At 70.9% G+C, this 22,737-nt stretch carries 19 protein-coding genes; 7 read left to right on the forward strand and 12 right to left on the reverse strand.

Annotated features, from left to right (window positions below):
* The first annotated feature begins 75 nt into the window (after nucleotides 1-75).
* Nucleotides 76-531 carry a hypothetical protein gene (locus ACIP63_RS11085; protein WP_401513629.1) on the forward strand — a complete coding sequence of 152 codons (456 nt, stop codon included), beginning with the start codon at nucleotides 76-78 and terminating at the stop codon, nucleotides 529-531.
* 12 nt (nucleotides 532-543) lie between these two features.
* On the opposite strand, the gene ACIP63_RS11090 is transcribed toward ACIP63_RS11085, so the two are convergent.
* Both ACIP63_RS11090 and mgrA read right to left on the reverse strand, forming a co-directional pair.
* Nucleotides 544-1,722 carry a winged helix DNA-binding domain-containing protein gene (locus ACIP63_RS11090; protein WP_401513632.1) on the reverse strand — a complete coding sequence of 393 codons (1,179 nt, stop codon included), beginning with the start codon at nucleotides 1,720-1,722 and terminating at the stop codon, nucleotides 544-546.
* Between the two features lie 321 nt (nucleotides 1,723-2,043).
* Nucleotides 2,044-3,081, reverse strand: a complete 1,038-nt coding sequence (mgrA, locus tag ACIP63_RS11095; RefSeq protein ID WP_401513635.1) for an L-glyceraldehyde 3-phosphate reductase — start codon at nucleotides 3,079-3,081, stop codon at nucleotides 2,044-2,046.
* Nucleotides 3,082-3,311: 230 nt separating this feature from the next.
* Here mgrA and ACIP63_RS11100 point away from each other — a divergent pair, with 230 nt between their 5' ends.
* The 4 genes from ACIP63_RS11100 to ACIP63_RS11115 all read left to right on the forward strand — a co-directional run bounded on the left by ACIP63_RS11100 (nucleotide 3,312) and on the right by ACIP63_RS11115 (nucleotide 8,348).
* Entirely contained in the window at nucleotides 3,312-4,073 is a 762-nt protein-coding gene (locus tag ACIP63_RS11100; protein ID WP_356713105.1) for an isoprenyl transferase, read from the forward strand.
* Nucleotides 4,074-4,406: 333 nt separating this feature from the next.
* Complete coding sequence (locus ACIP63_RS11105; RefSeq protein ID WP_104788691.1) at nucleotides 4,407-5,729, forward strand: PhoH family protein; 1,323 nt, start codon at nucleotides 4,407-4,409, stop codon at nucleotides 5,727-5,729.
* Between the two features lie 389 nt (nucleotides 5,730-6,118).
* Nucleotides 6,119-6,820, forward strand: a complete 702-nt coding sequence (locus ACIP63_RS11110) for a lytic transglycosylase domain-containing protein (protein WP_401513639.1) — start codon at nucleotides 6,119-6,121, stop codon at nucleotides 6,818-6,820.
* A gap of 133 nt (nucleotides 6,821-6,953) precedes the next feature.
* Nucleotides 6,954-8,348: an AI-2E family transporter gene (locus ACIP63_RS11115; protein ID WP_401513642.1), complete on the forward strand. Its 1,395-nt coding sequence runs from the start codon at nucleotides 6,954-6,956 to the stop codon at nucleotides 8,346-8,348.
* A 77-nt stretch (nucleotides 8,349-8,425) separates the two neighbouring features.
* Here the strand turns inward: ACIP63_RS11115 and ACIP63_RS11120 are convergent, their stop codons facing one another.
* Both ACIP63_RS11120 and ACIP63_RS11125 read right to left on the reverse strand, forming a co-directional pair.
* Nucleotides 8,426-8,959: an alkyl hydroperoxide reductase gene (locus ACIP63_RS11120; RefSeq protein WP_393767293.1), complete on the reverse strand. Its 534-nt coding sequence runs from the start codon at nucleotides 8,957-8,959 to the stop codon at nucleotides 8,426-8,428.
* A 12-nt stretch (nucleotides 8,960-8,971) separates the two neighbouring features.
* Nucleotides 8,972-9,526, reverse strand: coding sequence for a peroxiredoxin (locus ACIP63_RS11125; protein ID WP_325745922.1), 555 nt, complete (start codon nucleotides 9,524-9,526; stop codon nucleotides 8,972-8,974).
* A gap of 132 nt (nucleotides 9,527-9,658) precedes the next feature.
* Between ACIP63_RS11125 and ACIP63_RS11130 the strand changes: the two genes are divergently transcribed.
* Nucleotides 9,659-10,618, forward strand: coding sequence for a LysR substrate-binding domain-containing protein (locus ACIP63_RS11130; RefSeq protein ID WP_401513647.1), 960 nt, complete (start codon nucleotides 9,659-9,661; stop codon nucleotides 10,616-10,618).
* A gap of 30 nt (nucleotides 10,619-10,648) precedes the next feature.
* Here ACIP63_RS11130 and ACIP63_RS11135 read toward each other — a convergent pair whose 3' ends face one another.
* The 5 genes from ACIP63_RS11135 to ACIP63_RS11155 form a co-directional block, all read right to left on the reverse strand.
* Nucleotides 10,649-12,985, reverse strand: coding sequence for an ABC transporter permease (locus ACIP63_RS11135; protein ID WP_401513649.1), 2,337 nt, complete (start codon nucleotides 12,983-12,985; stop codon nucleotides 10,649-10,651).
* The gene (locus tag ACIP63_RS11140) at nucleotides 12,982-13,668 is read right to left on the reverse strand and encodes an ABC transporter ATP-binding protein (protein WP_401513652.1); all 687 of its coding nucleotides are present in this window, start codon (nucleotides 13,666-13,668) and stop codon (nucleotides 12,982-12,984) included. Before ACIP63_RS11140 ends, ACIP63_RS11135 begins: the two co-directional genes overlap by 4 nt.
* A complete protein-coding gene (locus ACIP63_RS11145) occupies nucleotides 13,665-14,189 on the reverse strand; it encodes a PadR family transcriptional regulator (RefSeq protein WP_401513655.1) in 525 nt (174 codons plus the stop codon). The genes ACIP63_RS11140 and ACIP63_RS11145 overlap by 4 nt, the downstream gene beginning before the upstream one ends.
* A 221-nt stretch (nucleotides 14,190-14,410) precedes the next feature.
* Complete coding sequence (locus ACIP63_RS11150) at nucleotides 14,411-14,680, reverse strand: hypothetical protein (protein WP_401513657.1); 270 nt, start codon at nucleotides 14,678-14,680, stop codon at nucleotides 14,411-14,413.
* Nucleotides 14,677-15,648: an SPFH domain-containing protein gene (locus ACIP63_RS11155; protein WP_401513660.1), complete on the reverse strand. Its 972-nt coding sequence runs from the start codon at nucleotides 15,646-15,648 to the stop codon at nucleotides 14,677-14,679. The genes ACIP63_RS11150 and ACIP63_RS11155 overlap by 4 nt, the downstream gene beginning before the upstream one ends.
* 222 nt (nucleotides 15,649-15,870) lie before the next feature.
* On the opposite strand from ACIP63_RS11155, the gene ACIP63_RS11160 reads away from it, so the two are divergent.
* Nucleotides 15,871-18,078, forward strand: a complete 2,208-nt coding sequence (locus ACIP63_RS11160) for a transglycosylase domain-containing protein (RefSeq protein WP_401513663.1) — start codon at nucleotides 15,871-15,873, stop codon at nucleotides 18,076-18,078.
* An 86-nt stretch (nucleotides 18,079-18,164) separates the two neighbouring features.
* On the opposite strand, the gene ACIP63_RS11165 is transcribed toward ACIP63_RS11160, so the two are convergent.
* From ACIP63_RS11165 to ACIP63_RS11175, 3 genes are all read right to left on the reverse strand, one after another.
* Nucleotides 18,165-20,102, reverse strand: coding sequence for a SpoIIE family protein phosphatase (locus ACIP63_RS11165; RefSeq protein ID WP_401513666.1), 1,938 nt, complete (start codon nucleotides 20,100-20,102; stop codon nucleotides 18,165-18,167).
* Nucleotides 20,103-20,482: 380 nt separating this feature from the next.
* Complete coding sequence (locus tag ACIP63_RS11170; protein ID WP_401513669.1) at nucleotides 20,483-21,202, reverse strand: DUF402 domain-containing protein; 720 nt, start codon at nucleotides 21,200-21,202, stop codon at nucleotides 20,483-20,485.
* A gap of 46 nt (nucleotides 21,203-21,248) precedes the next feature.
* Complete coding sequence (locus tag ACIP63_RS11175; RefSeq protein ID WP_401513672.1) at nucleotides 21,249-22,652, reverse strand: class II fumarate hydratase; 1,404 nt, start codon at nucleotides 22,650-22,652, stop codon at nucleotides 21,249-21,251.
* Nucleotides 22,653-22,737: the final 85 nt, after the last annotated feature.

Here is a 22,737-nt window from a genome sequence, read left to right on the forward strand (position 1 = left end):
GGCATCCCCTGCCCCTCCGTCCTACCCATGAGTAGTGCGACCCTGGTGGTTGAGCGCACAACGAAGGAGCAGGTCATGTCGGTGGGAAGGGAAATGCCGGGCGGAGAGATCAGCCCGCCGGCCGGCCGGCCGCGCCACGGTAAGGCCGACTGGCTCACGGGGGCGCGGATCATCGCCGTCCACGGCCTGTTCTACCGGCCCGAGGGCCGCGCGGGGGAGCCCGAAGCCGTCGAATTCGTGCTGGAGGGCGGGCAGTCGGTCCTGCTGACCTGCGCCTCCGACCACACGCTGAGCATCACCTCCGGGGCCTGGCCCGGCCTCCCCGACTGGTGTGTGCCCGCGGGCCAGTGGCAGTTCGAACAGCTGAGCCGGCTGCCTCCCCCTCCGTACGGCGGGGCCTGGACGGTCGTCGGGACGCAGGAGCGGCGCGACGAGTACGGAGAGGTGCGCGAGGCCGTACTCCGGTGCGAGAACGGCGACTTCGTGATCGTCGGCGGGGACACGGTGGCGATCCGCTTCGTGGCCGGCTGAGCCCGGCAGGCCCTACGCGTGGCCGCCCACGGTCACCTTTCCCACCGTCAGCTCCGGGGTCCCCTCCAGCACGTCCCCCAGCCGTTCCACCTGCTCCTCCAGCTCCCGCGTCCGCCCGGCGTCCAGCGGGCTCAGGGGCTCCACGGTGACCGCGATCCGCTTCCCCGAGCGGCGCTGGTGCCACACCCCGGCGACCGTGCCGTCCACCAGCAGCACCGGGAAGTTGCCCGCCTGGCCGCCGGCCAGCGCGCGTGCGTACGCCGCGCCGGGGAAGAGCCGCTCACGGGGCCGGGAGGCGATGGCGAACGCGTCGAAGTAGGGCAGCAGCCGCACACCGCGCGGCCCCGCCGAAGGGAACCGGGTGTCGCCCGCCGCCACCCAGGCAGCCCCGGCGCCCTCGAACACCACCTGTTCGATCGCACCAGCCCCGGCCAGGTCCTCGAAGAGCCGCCCGGCCCAGCCGCGCGGCGCCGCGAGCCACTGGGCGAAGTGGACCGGCGTGGCGGGACCGTAGGCCCGCAGATAGCGCCGCACGAGCGCTGCCGTCGCCTCCTGGGCGGGCATCGGGGCGGCCCCGGGGTTGGTGTACGTCGCCTTCCGGCCCCGGTTCGGCGCGTAGCACAGGGCGCCCCGGTGGCCCGCCAGATGCAGCACCTGGCGCCAGCGCGGCCACATGCCCTGGAACGCCGGCATCACCAGGTCGCCGGCCCAGGGGCCGGTGCGGGCGACGACCTCGTCGGAGAGCTCGTCGATGGTGAGCTCGGCGCCCGTCAGGGCGCCGGCCACCGCGGCCACGACCGCCTCGACCTGATCGGGAGTCATCCGGGCGTCCTTCGGGAACGGGCTGCCGCCCGCCGGCACGGCCGACAGGGCCCCCGTCCACATCGGCAGCTCCCCGGCGGGCAGCAGATGCACGGTGCCGCGCGGGCCGAACGTCTTGACCAGGCTCCGGTCCGCCCACAAAGCCGTACGCACATCTGTGCGCGTCGTCCCCGGCGCGCGGAGGCCGACCGAGTGTTCGGCGGCCGACAGGACCTGCGCGTGCGCCCCGAGCATCGCGGCCACTGCACCGGTGACGTCAGGGGCGGGACGACCGGCCGGGGACGGGCTCCCGGAGAGGAACTGCCGGTCCAGGCGCCGGGCGTTCGCCTGGGACCAGCTCACGGTCGCCCTGCGGGCTCGTGTCGTCATGGGCCGAATGTAGGACCCCTACAGGACAGAAACTGTCCTGTAGGGCGGGATCCGTGCCCCGGAAGACCCCCTGGAGCCGTGCCCGCAGCGCAGTCCGGCGAATTCGGAGAGTGATTATTTCGTGGCGTGGCACGCAGCAGCACTTACGAAGGGTTATGGTGGAAACCCCCCCTCGGGCCGGTCCGTAACCCCCCCCACGGACCGGCCCGTTTTTTTGTGCCCGGACGGTGTGCCGGATGTGCGGCCCGTGTGCGGGGCCTGTGGCGGCTCCGGGCCGTGCCCCGGTCACCTACCGGAACACGGCGCCGGGGAGCCCCCTTCTCAGCCCCGGTTGGCCCAGATGTTGGTGCTCGCGGTGTCCACGGCGAAGGTGTCGATCTCCTTCAGCTCGGCGGCGGTCAGCGCCGGTGCGGACAGCGCGGCCACGTTCTCCTCCAGCTGCTTCACGCTCGACGCGCCGATCAGGGCCGACGTCATACGGCTGTCGCGCAGGACCCAGTTCAGCGCCAGCTGCGCGAGGGACTGCCCGCGACCGCGCGCGAGGTCGTTCAGCCCGTTCAGCCGCCGCACCATCTCCTCGTCGAGCAGCCCCGGGTCCAGGGACTTGCCCTGGCTGGCGCGCGAACCCTCGGGGATGCCGGTCAGGTACTTCCCGGTGAGAAGCCCCTGCGCGAGCGGCGCGAAGGAGATGCAGCCCATACCGGCCGTCTCCAGCGTGTCGAGCAGCCCGTCCGACTCGATCCAGCGGTTGACCATGGAGTACGAGGGCTGGTGGATCAGGGCGGGCACCCCCATCTCCTTCAGGATCCGCGCCGCCTCGGCGGTCTGGGCCGCGTTGTAGGAGGACACACCCGCGTACAGGGCCTTGCCCTGGGCCACGGCGGAGGCGAGCGCGCCCATCGTCTCCTCGAGCGGCGTGTGCGGGTCGAAGCGGTGGGAGTAGAAGATGTCGACGTACTCCAGGCCCATCCGCTTCAGCGAGGCGTCGAGCGAGGACAGCAGGTACTTACGGGACCCCCACTCCCCGTACGGGCCGGGGTGCATCAGATAGCCGGCCTTGGTGGAGATGACGAGCTCGTCCCTGTACGGGGCGAAGTCCTGACGGAAGAGCTTGCCGAAGTTCAGCTCGGCCGATCCGGGCGGCGGGCCGTAGTTGTTGGCCAGGTCGAAGTGGGTCACACCGAGGTCGAAGGCGCGGCGCAGGATCGCCCGCTGGGATCCGAGGCCCCGGTCGTCGCCGAAGTTGTGCCAGAGGCCCAGCGAGACGGCCGGCAGCTTGAGCCCGCTGCGGCCGGTGCGGCGGTACTCCATGGAGTCGTAGCGCGACGCGTCGGCGAGGTAGGTAAGGGAATCAGTCACGTTTCACTCTAAGGCCGACCGGCGTGGCCGGGCTTATCACGGAGTTGTGACAGGCCGGGTTGGGCCCCTGTGCCCCCGCCGCAGTAATGTGGCGGCTTCGGGACATGCCGATCCGCGGCGCGGAAGCGCGGTGCGCGGACCGCACGGCGATCCCCCGGGGGGCGGCCCCGGACCCCCCGCGAGGGGGAGGACGGGCCTGGGGCCCGTACGGAACCGAGAGGGTGAACTCAGTGAACTTGCGCGACCTGGTGTACGGGCTCTACGCACGCCGGGTGGAAGGCCGCCTGGACCACGACCAGGTGCCCAAGCACATCGGAGTCATCCTCGACGGCAACCGGCGGTGGGCGAAGGCGTCCGGCGGCTCGGCCGTGCAGGGACACCAGGCCGGGGCGGACAAGATCTCGGAGCTGCTCGGATGGTGCAGCGAGACGGATGTCGAGGTCGTCACCCTCTGGCTGCTGTCCACGGACAATTTCGACCGGCCGGAGGCGGAGCTCATCCCGCTGCTCGGCATCATCGAGAACACCGTGCGCCAGCTGGCCTCCGACGGGCGGTGGCGCGTCCACCACGTCGGCACGCTCGACCTGCTGCCCGCCAGGACCCAGACCGTCCTCAAGGAGGCGGAGGAGGCCACGGCGGGCATCGACGGGATAATCGTGAACGTCGCCGTCGGCTACGGCGGACGGCAGGAGATCGCGGACGCGGTCCGCTCCCTGCTCCTGGAGCACTCCTCCCGGGGCACGACCTTCGAGGAGCTCGCCGAGATCGTCTCCACGGACCTGATCTCCGAGCACCTCTACACCCGCGGACAGCCCGACCCGGACCTCGTGATCCGTACGAGCGGGGAGCAGCGGCTGTCGGGCTTCATGCTCTGGCAGAGCGCCCATTCGGAGTACTACTTCTGCGAAGTCTTCTGGCCGGCCTTCCGCAAGGTCGACTTCCTGCGCGCCCTGCGTGACTACGCGGCGCGGCACCGGCGCTACGGGGCCTGACGGGCTCCGCGCCCCGCCGTACGGCCGAGGGGCGGGACGGGCACCCCGGGGCGACCTTGTCGCAGGCAGGGGCATGGCTTCGCGTGTTCGAGGGAATACAGCTCTCAGGTCGACGTCCGGTCAGTAACCGGGCGGACGTCGCAGCCAAGTGAGCGGCAGGCCCGCTCGCCCGGGAGGCCCTTTGCACACGAAGGACCGCACACCGTGCGGCCGACGCGGAGGGCCGGTGTTCGGCCCGCGCACGGGGTCCGAACCCGGTCCGTCCTCTCCCTTCGGGAAGTTCCGCGACCTCCGTCGCACTCCCCGACCTCGTCCGAGGGGGTACGTCCTTCCGTGGTGACCAGCACCAAGCGCCGCATGCCCGACAGGCGCACCTATGTTCTCGACACCAGCGTCCTGCTGGCCGACCCCAAAGCCATGACCCGGTTCGACGAGCACGAAGTCGTGCTGCCGATCGTCGTGGTCACGGAGCTGGAGGCCAAAAGGCACCACCCCGAGCTCGGATACTTCGCCAGGCAGGCCCTGCGCCTGCTGGACGACTTCCGCGTCCGGTACGGCCGGCTGGACGCCCCGATCCCGCTCGGGGATCTGGGCGGGTCGCTCCGTGTCGAACTCAACCATTCCGACCCCGGCGTCCTTCCGGCCGGCTACCGGTTGGGGGACAACGACTCACGGATCCTCGCGGTCGCACGCAACCTGCAGGCCGAGGGGTACGACGTCACGGTCGTCTCCAAGGACCTGCCGCTTCGGATCAAGGCGTCCTCGGTCGGCCTCCTCGCCGAGGAGTACCGCGCCGAACTCGCCGTCACCGACTCCGGCTGGACCGGGATGGCGGAGCTCACCCTCGCGGCGGAGCAGGTCGACCTGCTCTTCGGCGAGGAGAGCCTGTACATCCCCGAAGCGGCCGAATACCCCGTGCACACGGGGCTGGTGCTCCAGTCCGAGCGCGGCAAGGCGCTCGGCAGGGTCACGGCCGAGGGCAACGTCCGTCTCGTGCGCGGCGACCGGGAGGCCTTCGGGATCCACGGACGCAGCGCCGAGCAGCGCATCGCGCTCGATCTGCTCCTCGACCAGGACGTCGGCATCGTGTCCATGGGCGGCAGGGCGGGCACGGGCAAGTCGGCCCTGGCTCTCTGCGCGGGCCTGGAGGCCGTGCTGGAGCGCCGTCAGCACCAGAAGGTGATGGTCTTCCGTCCGTTGTACGCGGTCGGCGGGCAGGAGCTCGGCTATCTCCCCGGCAGCGAGGCCGAGAAGATGAGCCCCTGGGCGCAGGCCGTCTTCGACACGCTGTCGGCGGTCGCAGGACGCGAGGTCATCGAGGAGGTGCTGGGGCGCGGGATGCTGGAGATCCTGCCGCTCACCCACATCCGGGGGCGTTCGCTCCACGACGCGTTCGTGATCGTGGACGAGGCGCAGTCACTCGAGCGGAACGTCCTGCTGACCGTGTTGTCCCGTATCGGGGCCAATTCGCGGGTGGTGCTCACGCACGACGTGGCACAGCGGGACAACCTCAGGGTCGGCCGGTACGACGGAGTCGTCGCCGTGGTCGAGAAGCTGAAGGGGCATCCGCTCTTCGCACACGTCACGCTCACCCGCTCCGAGCGTTCGCCCATCGCCGCGCTCGTGACCGAAATGCTGGAGGACGGCCACATCTGACACGTAACACCCCATAGATGCCGCCCGGCGAGCCAAGGAGCTTAGCCGGGCGGCATTGTGCTGCGCCGTCATTTCCGAAAAAGTTGTGCGCCAAACGGGGTGTGACCTTTCACACGCAACACAGAATTGCAACGCGCCGTGTCCTTCCGGCAGAGTCTTGCTTCCGTCAGGCCCCGCATACGGCACTTGGGCACCTCCAGAGGCGCCCCGCACCACACAACTCAACAATCGCCGTCCGTATGCCGCCCGCGAGCACCACGCGGCGCTTCCGCGAGGAAGTCGCCCACCGGGCCCGTGCCTCCCGTGACCCAAGCAGTAGGGAGGCCAGTGTCAGGGGCACGATTGCGCCCGCGAGGTCACCTAAGCGGGCGATGCTGGAAGGACACCGTGTGAGCCGGATCTCGGTCCGGGGGTTCGCAGTGGCATCTGCCACCGCCGTAACCACCGTAGGCGCCGTCGTAGGCGTTGCGTCGGGCAGCACTCCCGCTGCGGACGACAACAACTTCGAGGCGGCCGCAGCCGACACCACGCTGCTCGCAGACATCCCCGCGGGCCAGCAGGCCCAGGTTCAGACCGCTTCGCTGACGCAGCAGGCCGACGCGCAGGCCTCCGCGGCCGAGGCGGCGGCCAAGAAGTCGGCCGAGGAGACGGCCCGCATCCAGGCCGCCAAGGACGCCAAGTCCAAGAAGCAGGCGGCCGAGGACAAGCTGGAGGCGGACCGCGAGGCCAAGAAGGAGGCCGACCGCGCGAGCCGTTCCGCCGTGCGCGACGCCACCTCCTTCTCCGCGCAGAGCTCCTACAGCGTGGCCGAAGTGCAGGCGATGGCCCGCCAGATGGTCCCCGCGGACCAGTTCCAGTGCTTCAGCAACATCGTCAACCACGAGTCGACCTGGAACTACCAGGCGAGCAACCCCTCCTCGGGTGCGTACGGACTCGTGCAGGCGCTGCCCGGCTCCAAGATGTCGTCCGCCGGTGCCGACTGGCAGACCAACCCGGCCACCCAGATCAAGTGGGGCCTCAGCTACATGGACGGCCGCTACGGCAGCCCGTGCGGCGCCTGGTCCTTCTGGCAGGCCAACAACTGGTACTAGGAGCCCCGCAAGGTTCCGCGCTCAACCCCGAGACGCCCCGCACCGTCCTACGGTGCGGGGCTTCTCGCGTGTACGGTCGATCCGGACAGCTCCCGGGGGCGTGCGGGGAGCGTACGGGGGAAAGGGAAATTCCATGTCGAAACTTCCGGGGTGGCTCGGCCGGGTGGGTGCCGAACTCACCGAGATCGGGGCGCGCCTGGAAGAACGCCGCGCCGAGGACGAGCGCCGCGCCGACGCGGACGCCGTGAGCGGCTCGTCGTCGACGCTCTCCACGGTCGTCGCCGAACAGGTCCCCGCCCCGCCCTCATACGCCCCCTCCGTCGCGGCCAAGCCCGACCCGGTGGCCGCGATCCCCTGGGGGATGCGCGTGGCCGCCGAGGCGGGCTGGCGGCTGCTGGTCCTGGCCGGCACCCTCTGGGTGCTCATGCGGATCATCAGCGCCGTCCAGCTGGTCGTCCTCGCGTTCGTCGCCGCCCTGCTGGTGACCGCGATGCTCCAGCCCACGGTCGTACGGCTGAGGCGGCTCGGGCTGCCGCGCGGTCTGGCCACCGCGGTCACGGCGGTGCTCGGCTTCGTCGTCATGGGGCTGGTCGGCTGGTTCGTCGTCTGGCAGGTGATGGACAATCTGGACGACCTCTCGGACCGGGTCCGGGATGGCATCGACGAGCTGAAACGCTGGCTCCTGGACAGCCCGTTCCATGTCACCGAGTCGCAGATCAACGACATCGCGAAGAACCTCAGCGACACCATCGGCACCAACACGGAGGAGATCACCTCCGCCGGCCTCCAGGGCGTCACCGTGATGGTGGAGGTCCTCACCGGGCTGCTGCTGGCGATGTTCTCGACGCTCTTCCTGCTCTACGACGGGAAGCGCATCTGGCAGTGGGTGCTCAAGCTGGTGCCCTCCCAGGCGCGGCCGGGCGTCGCCGGCGCCGGACCGCGCGCCTGGCGGACGCTGACCGCCTATGTGCGGGGCACGGTGATCGTGGCCCTGATCGACGCGATCTTCATCGGGCTCGGGATCTACTTCCTCGATGTGCCGATGGCGGTCCCGCTCGCCGTCTTCATCTTCCTCTTCGCCTTCATCCCCCTGGTCGGCGCCGTGATCTCCGGCGCCCTCGCGGTGGTCGTCGCGCTCGTCACCCAGGGCGTGTTCACCGCGCTGATGGTGCTGATCGTGGTGCTCGCCGTGCAGCAGATCGAGGGCCACATCCTGCAGCCCTTCATCCTCGGCCGCGCCGTACGCGTCCATCCGCTGGCCGTCGTGCTGTCGGTCGCGGCGGGCGGCATGGTCGCGGGTATCGGCGGTGCGGTCGTCGCCGTACCCCTGGTCGCCGTGACCAATACGGTGGTCGGCTATCTGCGCTCGTACGGGCGGGGCCAGGCCGTGGTCCACGGGTCGGGGCCGCACGGCGCCACGGCGCTCTCCGCCCTCCCGCCGACGGAACCGCCCTCCGCCCGGCCCGCGGAGGAGCCCGCCGGTGAGGACGAGCGGCCGGAGCGCCCGGCGGACGAGCCGGGAAAGTGACATGAGGCCGGGAAAGTGACATAAGAAGGGCCCCAGGGACGGTCGGTCGTCCTCGGGGCCCTTCTCGTTCATGGGTACTACTCGGCGAGCACGGCCTCGGAATCGAGGGTCACGCCGACCGCCTGGATCACCGAAGCAATCTTGACGGCTTCCTGAATGGTCTCACGGTCGACGCCCGCCTTGCGCAGCACCTGCTCGTGGGAGTCCAGGCACTGGCCGCAGCCGTTGATCGCGGAGACGGCGAGCGACCACAGCTCGAAGTCGACCTTCTCCACGCCCGGCTTGCCGATGACGTTCATCCGCAGGCCCGCACGGAGGTTTCCGTACTCGGGGTCCGACAGCAGGTGCCGGGTGCGGTAGAAGACGTTGTTCATCGCCATGATGGCGGCGGCCGACTTCGCCGCGGTGTACGCCTCGGCGGAGAGGTTGGCCTTGGCCTCCGGCTCCAGCTCGCGCAGCACCTTCGGCGAGCGCGAGGCGATCGCGCAGGCCAGGACGGTGCCCCACAGCTGCTGCTGCGGGAGCTCGCTGTTGCCGATGACCGAGCCGAGGTTCAGCTTCAGGTCCTTGGCGAAGTCCGGTATGGCGGACTTCAGTTCATCGAGTGCCATGTCGGTATCAGCTCACTCGCCGGAGAGAAGGGCGACCGGGTCGAGGGTGTTCTCGCCCTTGGTCCAGTTGCACGGGCACAGCTCGTCGGTCTGCAGGGCGTCGAGGACCCGCAGGACCTCCTTGGGGTTACGGCCCACGGAACCGGCGGTCACCATCGTGAACTGGATCTCGTTGTTCTGGTCGACGATGAAGACGGCGCGCTGCGCGAAGCCGTCCTCGCCCTCGATGCCGAGGTCACGCATGAGCTCGTGCTTCGAGTCGGCCAGCATCGGGAAGGGCAGGTCGGTCAGGTCCGGGTGGTCCTTGCGCCAGGCGTGGTGCACGAACTCGGAGTCACCGGAGAAGCCGAGGATCTGCGCGTCACGGTCGGCGAACTCGTCGTTCAGCTTGCCGAAGGCGGCGATCTCGGTGGGGCACACGAAGGTGAAGTCCTTCGGCCACGCGAAAATGACCTTCCACTGACCCTCGTAGGTCTTGTGGTTGATCTGCTCGAACTCCTTGCCGCTCTCCAGCGACACGCAAGCGGTCAGGTCGAACTCGGGGAACTTGTCACCGACAGTGAGCACGCGCACTCCTTGCTGCGTAGGAAATCCCCTTTTGAGGGCGTTCCTGGGGGTTGGACGGTCCCCACCTTGGCACAGAGTGCATTGATCACGGAAATAGCTACACTCGGTCCGTATGATCGGAGGTGCCTATCAGTGGCGTATGTAAATCAGGCTATTAGGGTCAAGCAGCCCAGCCTCTCGCAGCTGCGCGCCTTCGCGGCCGTGGCGGAGCATCTGCACTTCCGGGACGCGGCGGCTGCAATCGGGATGAGTCAGCCCGCGCTCTCCGGGGCGGTGTCCGCGCTGGAGGTGGCACTGGGTGTCCAGCTCATCGAGCGTACGACGCGCAAGGTGCTGCTCTCGCCCGCGGGGGAGCGTCTCGCGGTGCGGAGCCGGGCGGTGCTGGAGGCGCTCGGCGAGCTGATGGAGGAGGCCGAGGCGGTGCGCGCGCCCTTCACCGGGGTGCTCAGGCTCGGCGTGATCCCGACGGTCGCGCCGTATCTGCTGCCCGCCGTGCTCAGGCTGGTCCATGAGCGCTACCCGGACCTGGATCTCCAGGTCCACGAGGAGCAGACCTCCTCGCTGCTGGAGGGGCTGGGGGCCGGCCGGCTGGACCTGCTGCTGCTCGCGGTGCCGCTGGGGGTGCCCGGTGTCACGGAACTGCCGCTGTTCGACGAGGACTTCGTGCTCGTCATGGAGAAGCAGCACCAGCTCGCCGGGCGTACCGGCCTGTCGCGCGGGACGCTGCGCGATCTGCCGCTGCTGCTGCTCGACGAGGGGCACTGCCTGCGCGACCAGGCGCTGGACATCTGCCGGGAGGCGGGGCGCACCCAGGGGGCGCCGGTGACCACGACCGCGGCCGGGCTCTCCACGCTGGTCCAGCTGGTCGCCGGCGGGCTGGGGGTGACGCTTCTTCCGCGTACGGCCGTGACGGTGGAGACCGGGCGTAACGAGGCGCTGGCCACCGGGTACTTCGAGGATCCCGCGCCCTCCCGGCGGGTGGCGCTGGCGGTGCGGACGGGCTCGGCGAGGCACGAGGAGTTCGAGGAACTCGCGGCCGCGCTGCGCGGGGCGATGGGGGCGCTGCCGGTCAGGGTGCCCGAGGAGGGGTGAGCGCGCCACCCGGCGCGCTCACCCCCGCCCTCACTCCGTACGCAGCCCGTCCGGGCGCATCAGTCGCCACAGCAAGGGCAGGGAGAGCACGGTCACGGCCACGATGAGCCCGCCGCCCGCGCCCGCCATCGGCAGGAACAGCCACCACTGGGTGACCGGCTTGGCCAGCATCCACGTCAGCAGGGCCCCCAGCCCCAGGCCGCCCGCCGTCGCGACCAGCAGGCCGACGACCACGGGGAGGGCGGTCTGCCAGAGCACCGACCAGCCGAGGGTGACCCGCCTGGTGCCGAAGGCGACCAGCACCGACAGCAGCCGCTTGCGCTCCCGGAGCTGCTCCAGCTGCGAGACCAGCATGGACACGGCGATCAGCATCAGAGTGGCCACCGCCCCCAGCCGCAAGGCCGTCTGGACACTGGCGTACTGACGGTCGCGCGCCACGGAGGTCAGGGTGGCGACCCGCATCGCGGGGTCGATCCTGGCCGCGGTGTTCCGCACGTGTTCGGCGACGTCCTCCACGCCCTGGTCGACCCTGAGCTGGGCCGTGATCTGGGCGTTCGGCAGGGTGCCGGGATCGATCGCCCCGGGCGTCGCCATGATGCCCCAGTGCTCCTTCCCGAGCGGGTCGAGCCCGGCCCGCACGGTCGGGGCCCCGGCCGGCAGGGTCCAGAGCATCGACTTCGCGCCCGGCTCCAGGCCGTGGGAGGAGTTGAGCTCGATCTCCTCGCCCTTGCGTGCCGTCTCGTCGATCCAGTCGGCCTGCTCCTTGTCGTCCTCCGGGTGGGCGACGAATACGTCCCCGTCCGTGCAGGAGCCGATCGCCGCCAGCTCCTTCAGGGTGGCGCAGTCGCCGACGGTCAGGGTGGTGGTGGGCTGGATCTCGTCCTGCCCGTACGTCCCCGGCTTGGTCACGTACGTCTCGACCGTGCCGATGACGGTCTCGACCCCCTCGGTCGCCCGGAAGTCCTCGATGGTCCTGACGGCGGCCTCACCGCTGACGTCCTCGGAGTAGGTGGTGAACTGCGCCCGTGACGGGTCCTGGCCCGTCATCCGCTCGAAGTCGTCCCCCATGGCGGCGAACAGCATCTGCAGGGCGATCGCGCCCGCCACCGCGACCGTGATGCCGCTGACCGCGCGGGACGCCGCACCGCTGGTCAGCTGGAGCCTGCGGACGGCGAGCTGCCAGGACACCGGGCCGCCGTGGATCCGCTTCACGACCGCCTCGACCAGCCAGGGGAGCAGCAGCGCGAGCCCGACGAGGACCAGCACGGCGCCGGCAGCGACCGGATAGGGGTTGACGGGGGTGAACTCGTCCACCCGCCCGGTCAGCGCCAGCACGGCGATTCCGGCGGCCGGCACCAGCAGCCGCCACCAGAGGCGGCGCCGCCGGCCGGCGGTGTTGCGCACGACGCCGAGCGGTTCGATGACCACGGAGCGCAGGGCGGCGAGGGTGACGAGCACCGCGGCGAGGGGCACCGCCACCGCGATCAGCGCGGTCAGCCACCCGGCGGGGACCAGGTCGGAGGGGAAGGCACTGTGGCCCCACAGTTCCACCTCGCCCACGAACCTGCGGCCGGTCAGGAAGAACGCGGCCCCCGCCAGCAGGCCGAGCAGCGAGCCGAACAGGGCCTCACCCGCGGCGATCCTGCGGGTCGCCCGGATGTCCGTACCGACCAGGCGCAGGGCTGCCAGCCGGCGGTCCCGGCGTTCGCCGCCGAACCGTACGGCGGTGGCGATGAAGATCGCCACGGGGACGAGGAGCACGACGCAGATGATGATGACCAGGACGACCAGGACGGGCGGCAGCTCGTCGCTCCAGTTCCTGTCCCCGTAACCGCCCACCCGGTGACCGCCGGTGGCCGGGGTCAGGGTGTCGCTGCCCGCGTAGTAGTACAGCTCCCCCGGGGAGAGCAGGCCCGCGTCACCGATCGTCGCGGAGATCCGGTACGGGAGGCGTTCCCTGAGGAGGCCGCCATCCGGGGAGGCCAGCAGCTCCTTCAGGGCGGGGGAGGCGATCATCTCGCCCGGGGCGGGGAGGGACTCGACTCCGGGAGGGGTGACCGGGTGCGCGCCGTCCGGCCGCATCAGAAAACCGGTGACGACCTGTCCCCTGAACTCGGTGTCCGCGCCGATCCGCAGCACGGTGGTGTCGGACTTCTCGACCTTCCCGTTCCAGGAGGCCGCGCCCTCCGCCCGGGCGCGGTCGCGCGCGGAACGCTCGTCCAGCAGATGGGGGACCGACGAGGCGACCAGCAGCAGCGCCACCCCGAGGCCGACCCCGACGGCGGTGAGCGCGGTCCGCGCCCAGCCCTCGCGTCCGCCCGCGGCGGCGAAGCGTATGCCGAGGCCGAGGTCACGCAGCCAGGTCATACGGCGTACTCCAGATCGCGGCACCGGCCGTCGCGCACGACGATGTCGCGGTCGGAGTACGCGGCGACCCGTGCCTCGTGCGTGACGAGTACGACGGCCGTGTTGGCCAGCCGCGCGGACTCGGTCAGCAGCTCCATCACCCGCTCGCCGTTGAGGGAGTCCAGCGCCCCCGTCGGCTCGTCGGCGAAGATCACCTTGGGGGAGGCGACCAGGGCGCGGGCCACGGCGACGCGCTGACCCTGACCGCCGGACACCTGGCCGGGGCGCTGCGCGGCGAGGTCGTCGACCTCCAGGCGCTCCAGCCACTCCCGGGCGGTGCGTTCGGCCTCCTTGCGCTTGACGCCGTTGAGGCGGAGCGGCAGGGCGACGTTCTCCAGGCAGGTCAGCTCGGGGACGAGCTGGCCGAACTGGAAGACGAAACCGAAGTCGCTGCGGCGCAGGGCGCTGCGCTCGGCGTCGGACATCGCGGACAGCTCACGGCCGCCGTAGCTGATGGTCCCCGCGTCGGGGGTGACGATGCCGGCGAGGCAGTGCAGCAGCGTCGACTTGCCGGAGCCGGAGGGGCCCATGACGGCGACGACCTCGCCGGGGTGGACGGAGAAGGAGGCGCCGTCGAGCGCGGGGGTCGAGCCGTAGACCTTGTGGAGGTCGTGGGCGGCGAGCAGGGAGCCGGCGGGGGTCACGGGGCGACCACCTCGGCGAGCTTCCCGAGCCGGGCGGCGGTCAGTTCAAGCCAGCGCAGATCGGCTTCGAGGTGGAAGAGGGCGTGGTCGCAGATCAACTGGTCGGCGAGGTCGCCCTGGCGCTTGCGGTCGGTGAGGATGCGCATCAGACGCAGGTGCTCGGAGCGCTGGGCGTCCAGGATGTCGGCGGCGTCGCGGCCGGTGAGCAGCGCGAGGACGACCTTCGTGTACAGGGTCGACTGGAGGTACGGCTCCGGCTTCTCGGGCTGCGCGAGCCAGGTGCTGACGTCGGTGATGCCGGCGTCGGTGATGGCGTACCGCTTGCGCTCGGGCCCGCCGTCCGTCTCGACGCCGTCGACCTCGACGAGCCCGTTCTTGAGTAGGCGGGACATGGTCGCGTAGACCTGGCCGTAGTGCAGGGGACGATCGTGCCCGAACTTCTCGTCGAAGGCGCGCTTGAGGTCGTAGCCGTGGCGGGGGCCGGACTCGAGGAGCCCGAGGAGGGTGTGACCGATTGACATGGCGCGCACTATACATGGCATGTATACGCGGCATGCATACGACTCCGGGGCACGGCGCCCGGGCCCGCCCCAAGGGCTCCGCCCCCGAGCCCTCGCGCCTCAATATCCGGCGGGGCTTGGGTGTGCCGGCCTGTGGCGGTGGGCGCAGGGGCAGAATCAAGCCCGTTGGGGGTCCCCCCGGACGAAGTCTGGGGGAGATCGAGGACGAAGCCGGGCCGGGGTCACTCCGGTGGTTCGGGCCGATCCGGGGGCGGGCTCTTCGGGGGGCGGCCCCGGCGGGGGATCGGTGCCGCGCCGCCCGGGAGCCGGCCCGCCTCCGCCAGCGCCCGCCGCAGCAGGAACTCGATCTGCGCGTTCGCGCTGCGGAGCTCGTCCGACGCCCAGCGGGCCAGCGCGTCGTGCACCGCCGGATCGAGCCGCAGCAGCATCTGCTTGCGGGCGGGGCCGCGCCGGGCCGCCCGGCCGGGGGGAGGAGCCGCGTCGTCGGTCACTGGTAGAGCGTGCCCGTGTTCAGGACCGGCTGCGCCGCACGGTCACCGCACAGCACCACCATCAGGTTGCTGACCATCGCCGCCTTCCGCTCGGAGTCGAGCTCGACGATGTCCTGCTCCGCGATCCGGGTCAGCGCCATCTCGACCATGCCCACCGCACCCTCGACGATCTGCTGGCGTGCCGCGACAACCGCCCCGGCCTGCTGCCGCTGGAGCATCGCCGAGGCGATCTCGGGGGCGTACGCGAGGTGGCTGAAGCGGGACTCGATGATGCGTACGCCCGCCGCCTGCACCCGCGCGGTGAGCTCGACCGCGAGTTTCTCGGTGATCTCCTCGGCGTTGCCCCGCAGGGAGAGCCCGCCCTCCTCGTGGGCGTCGTACGGGTACTCGATCGCGATGTGCCGGACCGCCGCCTCGGTCTGGGTGGCGACGAACTCCAGGAAGTCGTCGACCTCGAAGAGTGCCTGAGCGGTGTCCTCGACCTTCCAGACGACGATGGCCGCGAGTTCGATCGGGTTGCCGTAGGCGTCGTTGACCTTCAGGACGGCCGTCTCGTGGTTGCGCACCCGGGTGGAGATCTTGCGGCTGGACGTCAGCGGGTTGATCCAGCGCAGGCCGTCCGCGCGGATCGTGCCGACGTAACGGCCGAAGAGCTGGATGACCCGGGCCTCGCCCGGAGCGACCATCTTCACACCGCTCATGCAGAAGAAGGAGGCGACGGCCAGGAGCAGACCGAGGACGACGAGCGGGATGCCGACTCCGTTGTGGCCGTCGGAGGCGAGGACGCCGCCGATGATGGCCAGGGCCACGCCCAGGAGCACCCCCAGGACGGTCAGGAGCAGGCCGAGCCCGCCGGGGATGGAGTGGGCGGTCACCTCCCTGACCTGGGGTGCGGGCATCTCAGGGGCGTCGGGCGTCAGATCGGCGCCGGGGCCGGTGGTGCCGGGCAGGTCGTGTGGTGCGGACATGGGTCCCCCGTTTCGTACGGCATAGCGCCGCGCTAGCAATGTGATTACACATTAACGCTCCTCGCAACCTTGCTCACCCCTCGGGAGTCGGTTCCTACGGGAGTGGGTGCTGATTCTCACGTCCGGAAAAGACCGGATCGCTTGCCATTTGTCCAGGCTTTCAGTGTTAGCTGGCAGGTCTGACCGGATCGGTACGAGCAGAAGAACGGGAGCACTACAGCGATGGGTCGAGCGGATGCGCGACGGGCTGCCAGGAGCGGTGGCATACGCCGGCTCTTCACCTGGCGGAAGATCCTGGGCACCTTCTTCGGTCTCTGCCTGCTCGTGATGGGCGCCTTCGCGGCCCTCTACGTGTACGTGGACGTGCCTGAGGCCAACGCCCAGGCCCAGAAGCAGAGCAACGTCTACAGGTACAGCGACGGCACGCTCCTGGCTCGGACCGGCAAGGGCGTCAACCGCGAGATAGTCGACCTCGGCGTCGTGTCGAAGAAGGTCCAGCACGCCTTCGTCGCCGCCGAGAACAAGTCCTTCTACCGGGACCAGGGCGTCGACCTCAAGGGCACCACGCGCGGCCTGCTCAACACGCTCTCCGGCAAGGGCAAGCAGGGTGGCTCCACGATCACCCAGCAGTACGTGAAGAACTACTACCTCACGCAGGACCAGACGGTCAGCCGCAAGCTCAAGGAGCTGGTGATCTCCCTCAAGGTCGACCAGCGCATGAAGAAGGACGACATCCTCGCCGGGTACCTCAACACGGTCTACTACGGACGCGGAGCGAGCGGCATCCAGGCGGCGGCACAGGCCTACTACGGCGTCGACGCCAAGGATCTCGACACCGCCCAGGGCGCCTACCTCGCCGCCCTGCTCCAGGCCCCCAGCCAGTACGACTGGGCGAACGCCACCCCCGCCGGCAAGAAGCTCGTCAAGGAACGCTGGGCCTACACGCTGAACAACATGGTGGACGAGGGCTGGCTGGACAAGGCCGAGCGGGACAAGCTGACCTTCCCCGTCCCGGACGCCCCCAAGGCGGCCCCCGGCATGGAGGGCCAGACCGGCTACCTCGTCGAGGCCGCGAACGACGAGATGGAGCGCCAGGGCATCACCGAGGAGATGCGGGAGGCCGGCGGCTGGACGGTCACCCTCAACATCGACAAGAAGCGACAGAAGCAGCTGGAGAAGTCGGTCGCCGATCAGTTGGAGAACCAGCTCGACCGCAAGAACAGCAAAGTCGACGCGACGGTCCAGGCCGGGGCTACTTCGGTGGACCCGAAGACCGGCAAGGTCGTTGCGCTGTACGGAGGTGTCGGCGCGACCGAACATTGGTACAACAACGCCACCCGCCAGGACTACCAGCCGGCCTCCACCTTCAAGCCGCTGGTGCTCGCCTCCGCGCTGGAGAACGGGTCGACCACCCAGGACGGCGACCTGATCGGCCTGAACACGGTCTACGACGGCACCAGCAAGCGCCCGGTCGTCGGCAGCGACACCCCGTTCGCCCCGCAGAACGAGGACGACATCAGCTACGACAGTCCGACCGTCCAGACGGCGATGGACAAGTCGATCAACTCCGTCTTCGCGCAGATGGTCGTCGACGTCTCCCCGAGCGCCGTGAAGAAGACCGCGCTCGACATGGGCGTACCGGACAAGAACTTCCCGGAGCGTCCCGCGATCACGCTCGGCACGATGAACGCCTCGACGTGGGACATGGCCGGGGTGTACGCCACACTCGACAACCACGGCAAGAAGGTCACCCCGACCATCGTGAAGTCCGCCGAGCACCGCGACCGCACCATGGAGCCCGTGGACGGCGTGGGCGGCCAGGTGATCAGCCGGGCGTCCGCCGACACCGTGACGAAGGCGCTGACCGAGGTCGTCGACGTCGGTTCGGGCCGGGAGGCCAACACCTCCGCCTACGACGCGGCCGGCAAGACCGGCACCTCCGAGGACAACAAGGCGGCCTGGTTCACGGCCTACACCCCGGAGCTCACCACGGCCGTGGCTCTCTTCGGTGAGTCCACCAAGGAGGGCGGCGGCCAGGTCAGCCTCACCGGCACGGCCAACTCCGGCCGGGCCAACGGTGGCGGGTTCCCCGCCAAGATCTGGGCCGACTACACCCTGGGCGCGCTCGGAGGCGGCTCCGACGCCACATTCGACCTGCAAGGAGTCGAAGAGGGGGAGACGCCGGTGACCGAGACCCCCTCGACCACCCCGTCCGAGACCGAGGAGCCGTCGGAGACCCCGTCCGAGGAGCCCGAGACGCCCAGCGAGACGCCGAGCGAGACCCCCAGCGAGGAGTCGCCCCCGGCCGAGACGCCGAGCGAGACGCCCTCCGGAACGCCGAGCGAGTCACCCAGCACGACGAAGGACCCCGACGACGGTGACTGGCCGCCGGGCGAACGGCCCGGCAGCGAGGACGTACTGGGGCAGTAGCGACGCGTGAGGGGCGGGTGCCGGTCCGGCACCCGCCCCTCACACATGTCCGGCGTCAGCCGCCGTCGGCCCCCCCCGGCCGGTCCCTAGGGGGTGGCCATCTCGAACCAGACCACCTTGCCCGTCGACAGCCGGGTCGCTCCCCACCGCCTGGCCAGCCTGTTGACCAGGAACAGCCCTCGCCCGCCCTCGTCCGTCTCCCGGGCGCGCCGCTGCCGGGGCAGCTGCGGGGAGTCGTCGCCGACCTCGCAGCGCAGGATGTCGGTGCGCAGCAGCCGCAGCGTCACCGGCCGCTCCGCGTAGCGCACGGCGTTGGTCACCACCTCGCTGACCAGCAGTTCCATCTCGTCCGACAGGTCGTCCAGACCCCACCGGCTCAGCGCCCTGCGGGCCAGCCTGCGGGCCCGGCCGGGCGCCGCGTCCTCCGGCTCCAGGAACCAGTACGCGACATCGCTCGGCGCGATCCCGTCGAACCGCGCCGCCAGCAGGGCGATGTCGTCGTCCCGGTCGCCGGGGCCGAGCATGTCCAGCACGTCGTCGCAGAGCGCTTCCAGCGGCGGCGAGTGGTCCGGGCCCGTCAGCTGGGCGGTGGCGGCGAGCCGCTCCCGCAGGATCTCGATGCCCGTCCAGACGTCCCGCATCCGGGACTCCACCAGTCCGTCCGTGTACAGCAGCAGCGTGGCTCCGGCCGGGGCGTCCAGCTCGACGGCCTCGAAGTCGACCCCGCCTACCCCGATCGGCGCGCCCGGCGGCACCCGCAGCACCTCGGCCCGGCCGCCCAGGTGGAGCAGCACCGGCGGCGGATGGCCGGCGTTGGCGATGGTGATGCGGTGCGCGACGGGGTCGTACACCGCGTAGAGGCAGGTCGCCATGCGGTCGCTGCCGAGCCGCTGCGCCTGCTCGTCCAGATGGTGCAGGACCTCCTGCGGGGGCAGGTCGAGGCCGGCCAGGGTCTGGGCGGTGGTGCGCAGCTGGCCCATGATCGCCGCGGACGTCATGGAGTGCCCCATCACGTCACCGACGACCAGGGCGACCCTGCTGCCGGGCAGCGGGATCGCGTCGTACCAGTCACCGCCGACCCGGGCCGTCTCGGCGGCCGGGAGGTAGCGCGAGGCCAGGCGTACGCCCGTGGGCTGCGGCAGGGAGTCGGGCAGCATCGTGCGCTGGAGCTCGTCGGCGATGTACGCCTCGCGGCCGTACAGCACCGCCTTGTCGATGCCGAGCGCGGTGTGCGTCGCCAGCTGGGCCGCGACCAGGAGGTCGTTCGCCTCGAACGGCGGACGGTCCGTGCCGCGCAGGAAGACGGCGGCGCCGATCACCCGGCGCCGGCCGCGCAGCGGAGCCAGGATCGCGCGGTGCCCGGTCGGCACGGTCCGGCCGGCCCCCAGCAGCTCGGGCAGGGCGACGCGGGCCGCGGCGGAGTCCCCGAAGACCGGCCGCACCCCGCGGAGCACCTCGGCGAGCGCGCCGCCCGCCCGGATCTCGCAGAGGTCGGCGGCAGGCAGCAGCCCGGCCTGCGGGTCGGTGACGGACAGCCGCAGCCGCTCGCCCTCCGGCCCGCTCTCGCTCTCCTCGTCGGCCAGCCGCAGCCTGTCGGTACGCCGCAGCCGCAGCACGAAGGGGCTGACGGGCCGCTCGTCACCCACCGGGAGCGGGTCGCGGAGGTAGACGAGTATGGCGTCGGAGAACGTGGGCACGCTCGCCCGGCAGAGGCCCAGCACGATCTCGTCCAGGTCTATGCCCCGCGCGATCCGGCGGGTCGCCGCGCCGACGAACCGCAGCCGGTCCCCTTCGCGCCGCGTGACCGTCTGGGTGTCGGCGACGGGAGCGTCCGCGCCGGGCGCGGGGCTCGGTACGGCGTTCGCCACCGGGCCCTTCGCCGGGTGCGGCACCGGGGAGGGGCCGGGGATCGCGGCGGTGGCAGCGGTGCCCGGCGGGGCGTCCTCCTGCCGGGGCCGGGCGCGTTCCTGCGGCCGGGCGGCGAGGGGCTGCCGGCCTTCGTGGGAGGTGGGATGCTCCGTCACGCGTGGGATTCCGTCCGTCCGGGCCGGTTGTATGAGGCAATCACCTTGTGAGGCGCCACTGTGCCCCGGCGAGAGCGGTGAGAACAACGGCTGTCACCGGATGCCCCTGGAAAAGGGGCCGAAACCGTACGGCCGCCAGGGCGACCGGCAAGGGGTCTTCCGGTGGCCGGGCAGCGGACAGCGAACACGTCTCCACCCCTCGTAGTGGTTCGTGCGTCCGCACGGTCCACCCGGCTCCGTGGGCCGTGTGACTCATGCGGTGCGTTCGGTGACTGGTGGTCAGGCCCCTGACCGGCCGCGCCGGTTGTGGCGCGTCGGTCCGGCGGAGCGGTTCATGGAGGGTGATCCTACGTTTGCCCCCCTGGGGTGCATCAAGGGTCTCACGACGGCGTGGGGGCGGGGGTGCGGTCCCAGTCATCAGGCAGCGGGGGGACCTGCCACCTGGGGTCGGGCCGCCAGTGCTCCCATCCGTCGCTGAACGGTGCGCCCCAGCGCTGGATCACCTCGACGGCCGCGAGCCCCGCCTCGCGCACCCGCCGCGCGGTGGCCTCGTCCATCAGCCCGACCCGCTGCGCCTGTGCGAACTCGTCCTCGTCGAGCCACTCCCAGCTGTGGTCGGGACGCACGGAGATGTCGAGGAAGTGGTCCTGTGAATCCACCCCGCCCGACCAGCGTGAGCGCGGCTCCTCGAGGTTGACGTACCAGTTGCGGAACAGCCAGCCGCGGTCCCAGAAAAGCCAGACCGACCAGGGGTCGCCCGGTCTGGCGAGCTTCAGGACACCTGAGCCGAACCACCGGGACCGGACCGTCGTGCGCGGGCGTGTGTAGCGGGTGGCGAGCGGTTCGGCGTGCACCTGGGTGCCGTCGGCGAGGACGGGCCTCACACACTCGGTGCCGGACGCCATCCACACGGCCAGCAGCTCGTCGGTGTCCTGGACGACGGTGACCGGCCGGCAGATGTGGACGCTGTGGCCCTCACCGTCGCCCGGCCTTCCGTTGTCCCGGTACCGCCAGAGGATCCGGTCCCCCGGCGACCAGCGCCCGCCGTCCCCCGCACCCGCCCCGGTGCCCGCTCCCGTACCCGCTTCCGTCGCTGTCATGAAGAGATCTTAGGGACGGCCCCCCGGTCCCACGGTGCGTTACGCGTCAGGGCCGGGTCATACGCAGCACGTCCAGGGCCTCGTCGAGCTGTTCCGGCGTCAGGTCACCGCGCTCGACGTACCCCCCGGCCAGCACCGTCTCCCGGATCGTCGTGCCGTCGGCCAGGGACTTCTTGGCGACCTTCGCCGCCTCCTCGTAGCCGATGTACTTGTTCAGCGGTGTCACGACCGAGGGCGAGGACTCCGCGTACTGCCGGGCCCGCTCCACGTTCGCCGTGATGCCGTCGACCGTGCGGTCGGCGAGCAGCCGGGAGGCGTTGGTGAGGAGCCGTACGGACTCCAGCAGGTTCTTCGCGATGACCGGGAGCATGACGTTGAGTTCGAAGTTCCCGGCCGCGCCCGCCGCGGCGACCGTGGCGTCGTTGCCCGTCACCTGGGCCGCGACCATCAGGACGGCCTCCGGGATCACCGGATTGACCTTCCCCGGCATGATCGACGAGCCCGGCTGCAGGTCGGGCAGGTTGATCTCGGCCAGCCCGGTGCGGGGCCCGGAGGCCATCCAGCGGAGGTCGTTGGAGATCTTGGTGAGCGACACGCCGATCGTGCGGAGCTGGCCCGACGCCTCGACGAGCCCGTCCCTGGCGCCCTGCGCCTCGAAGTGGTTGCGGGCCTCGGTGAGCCGCAGGCCCGTCGTGCGGGTGACCTCCGCGATCACCGCGGCGGAGAACCCGGGCGGGGTGTTGATCCCCGTGCCCACCGCCGTGCCGCCCAGGGGGAGTTCGGCGAGGCGGGGCAGCGAGGCCCGCAGCCGCTCGACGCCGTAACGGATCTGCGCCGCGTAGCCGCCGAACTCCTGCCCCAGGGTGACGGGGGTGGCGTCCATCAGATGCGTACGGCCCGACTTCACGACCTCCGAGAATTCGGCCGATTTCCGCTCCAGGGCGGTGGCCAGGTGTTCGAGCGCCGGGATCAGGTCGGCGGTGACGGCGGCGGTCGCGGCGATGTGGATCGACGACGGGAACACGTCGTTCGACGACTGGGACGCGTTGACGTGGTCGTTGGGGTGGACCTCGCGCCCGAGCCGCTCCGTGGCGAGCGTGGCCACGACCTCGTTGGTGTTCATGTTGGACGAGGTGCCGGAACCCGTCTGGAACACGTCGATGGGGAAGTGCTCGTCCCAGCGTCCCTCCGCCACCTCCGCGGCGGCCTCCTGGATCGCGTCCGCGATGTCCGGATCCAGCACCTTCAGCTCGGCGTTGACCTTGGCCGCCGCGGCCTTGATCCGGGCCAGGGCCTCGATGTGGGCCCGCTCCAGCCGCTGCCCGGAGATGGGGAAGTTCTCCACCGCCCGCTGTGTCTGTGCCCGCCACTTCGCGTGGGCGGGCACCTTCACCTCGCCCATCGAGTCGTGCTCGACGCGGTACTGCGTGTCCTCGGCCGGTTCGCCCATGGTGTCGTTACCTCCTGCTGGAACGAGCGCGGTCGGCGCCCGCCGTATTCCGCTACTCCTGCCCCGGACCGCCGGACGGATCACG

The sequence above is a fragment of the Streptomyces sp. NPDC088746 genome, from assembly GCF_044751065.1.
Classification (GTDB): Bacteria; Actinomycetota; Actinomycetes; order Streptomycetales; family Streptomycetaceae; genus Streptomyces.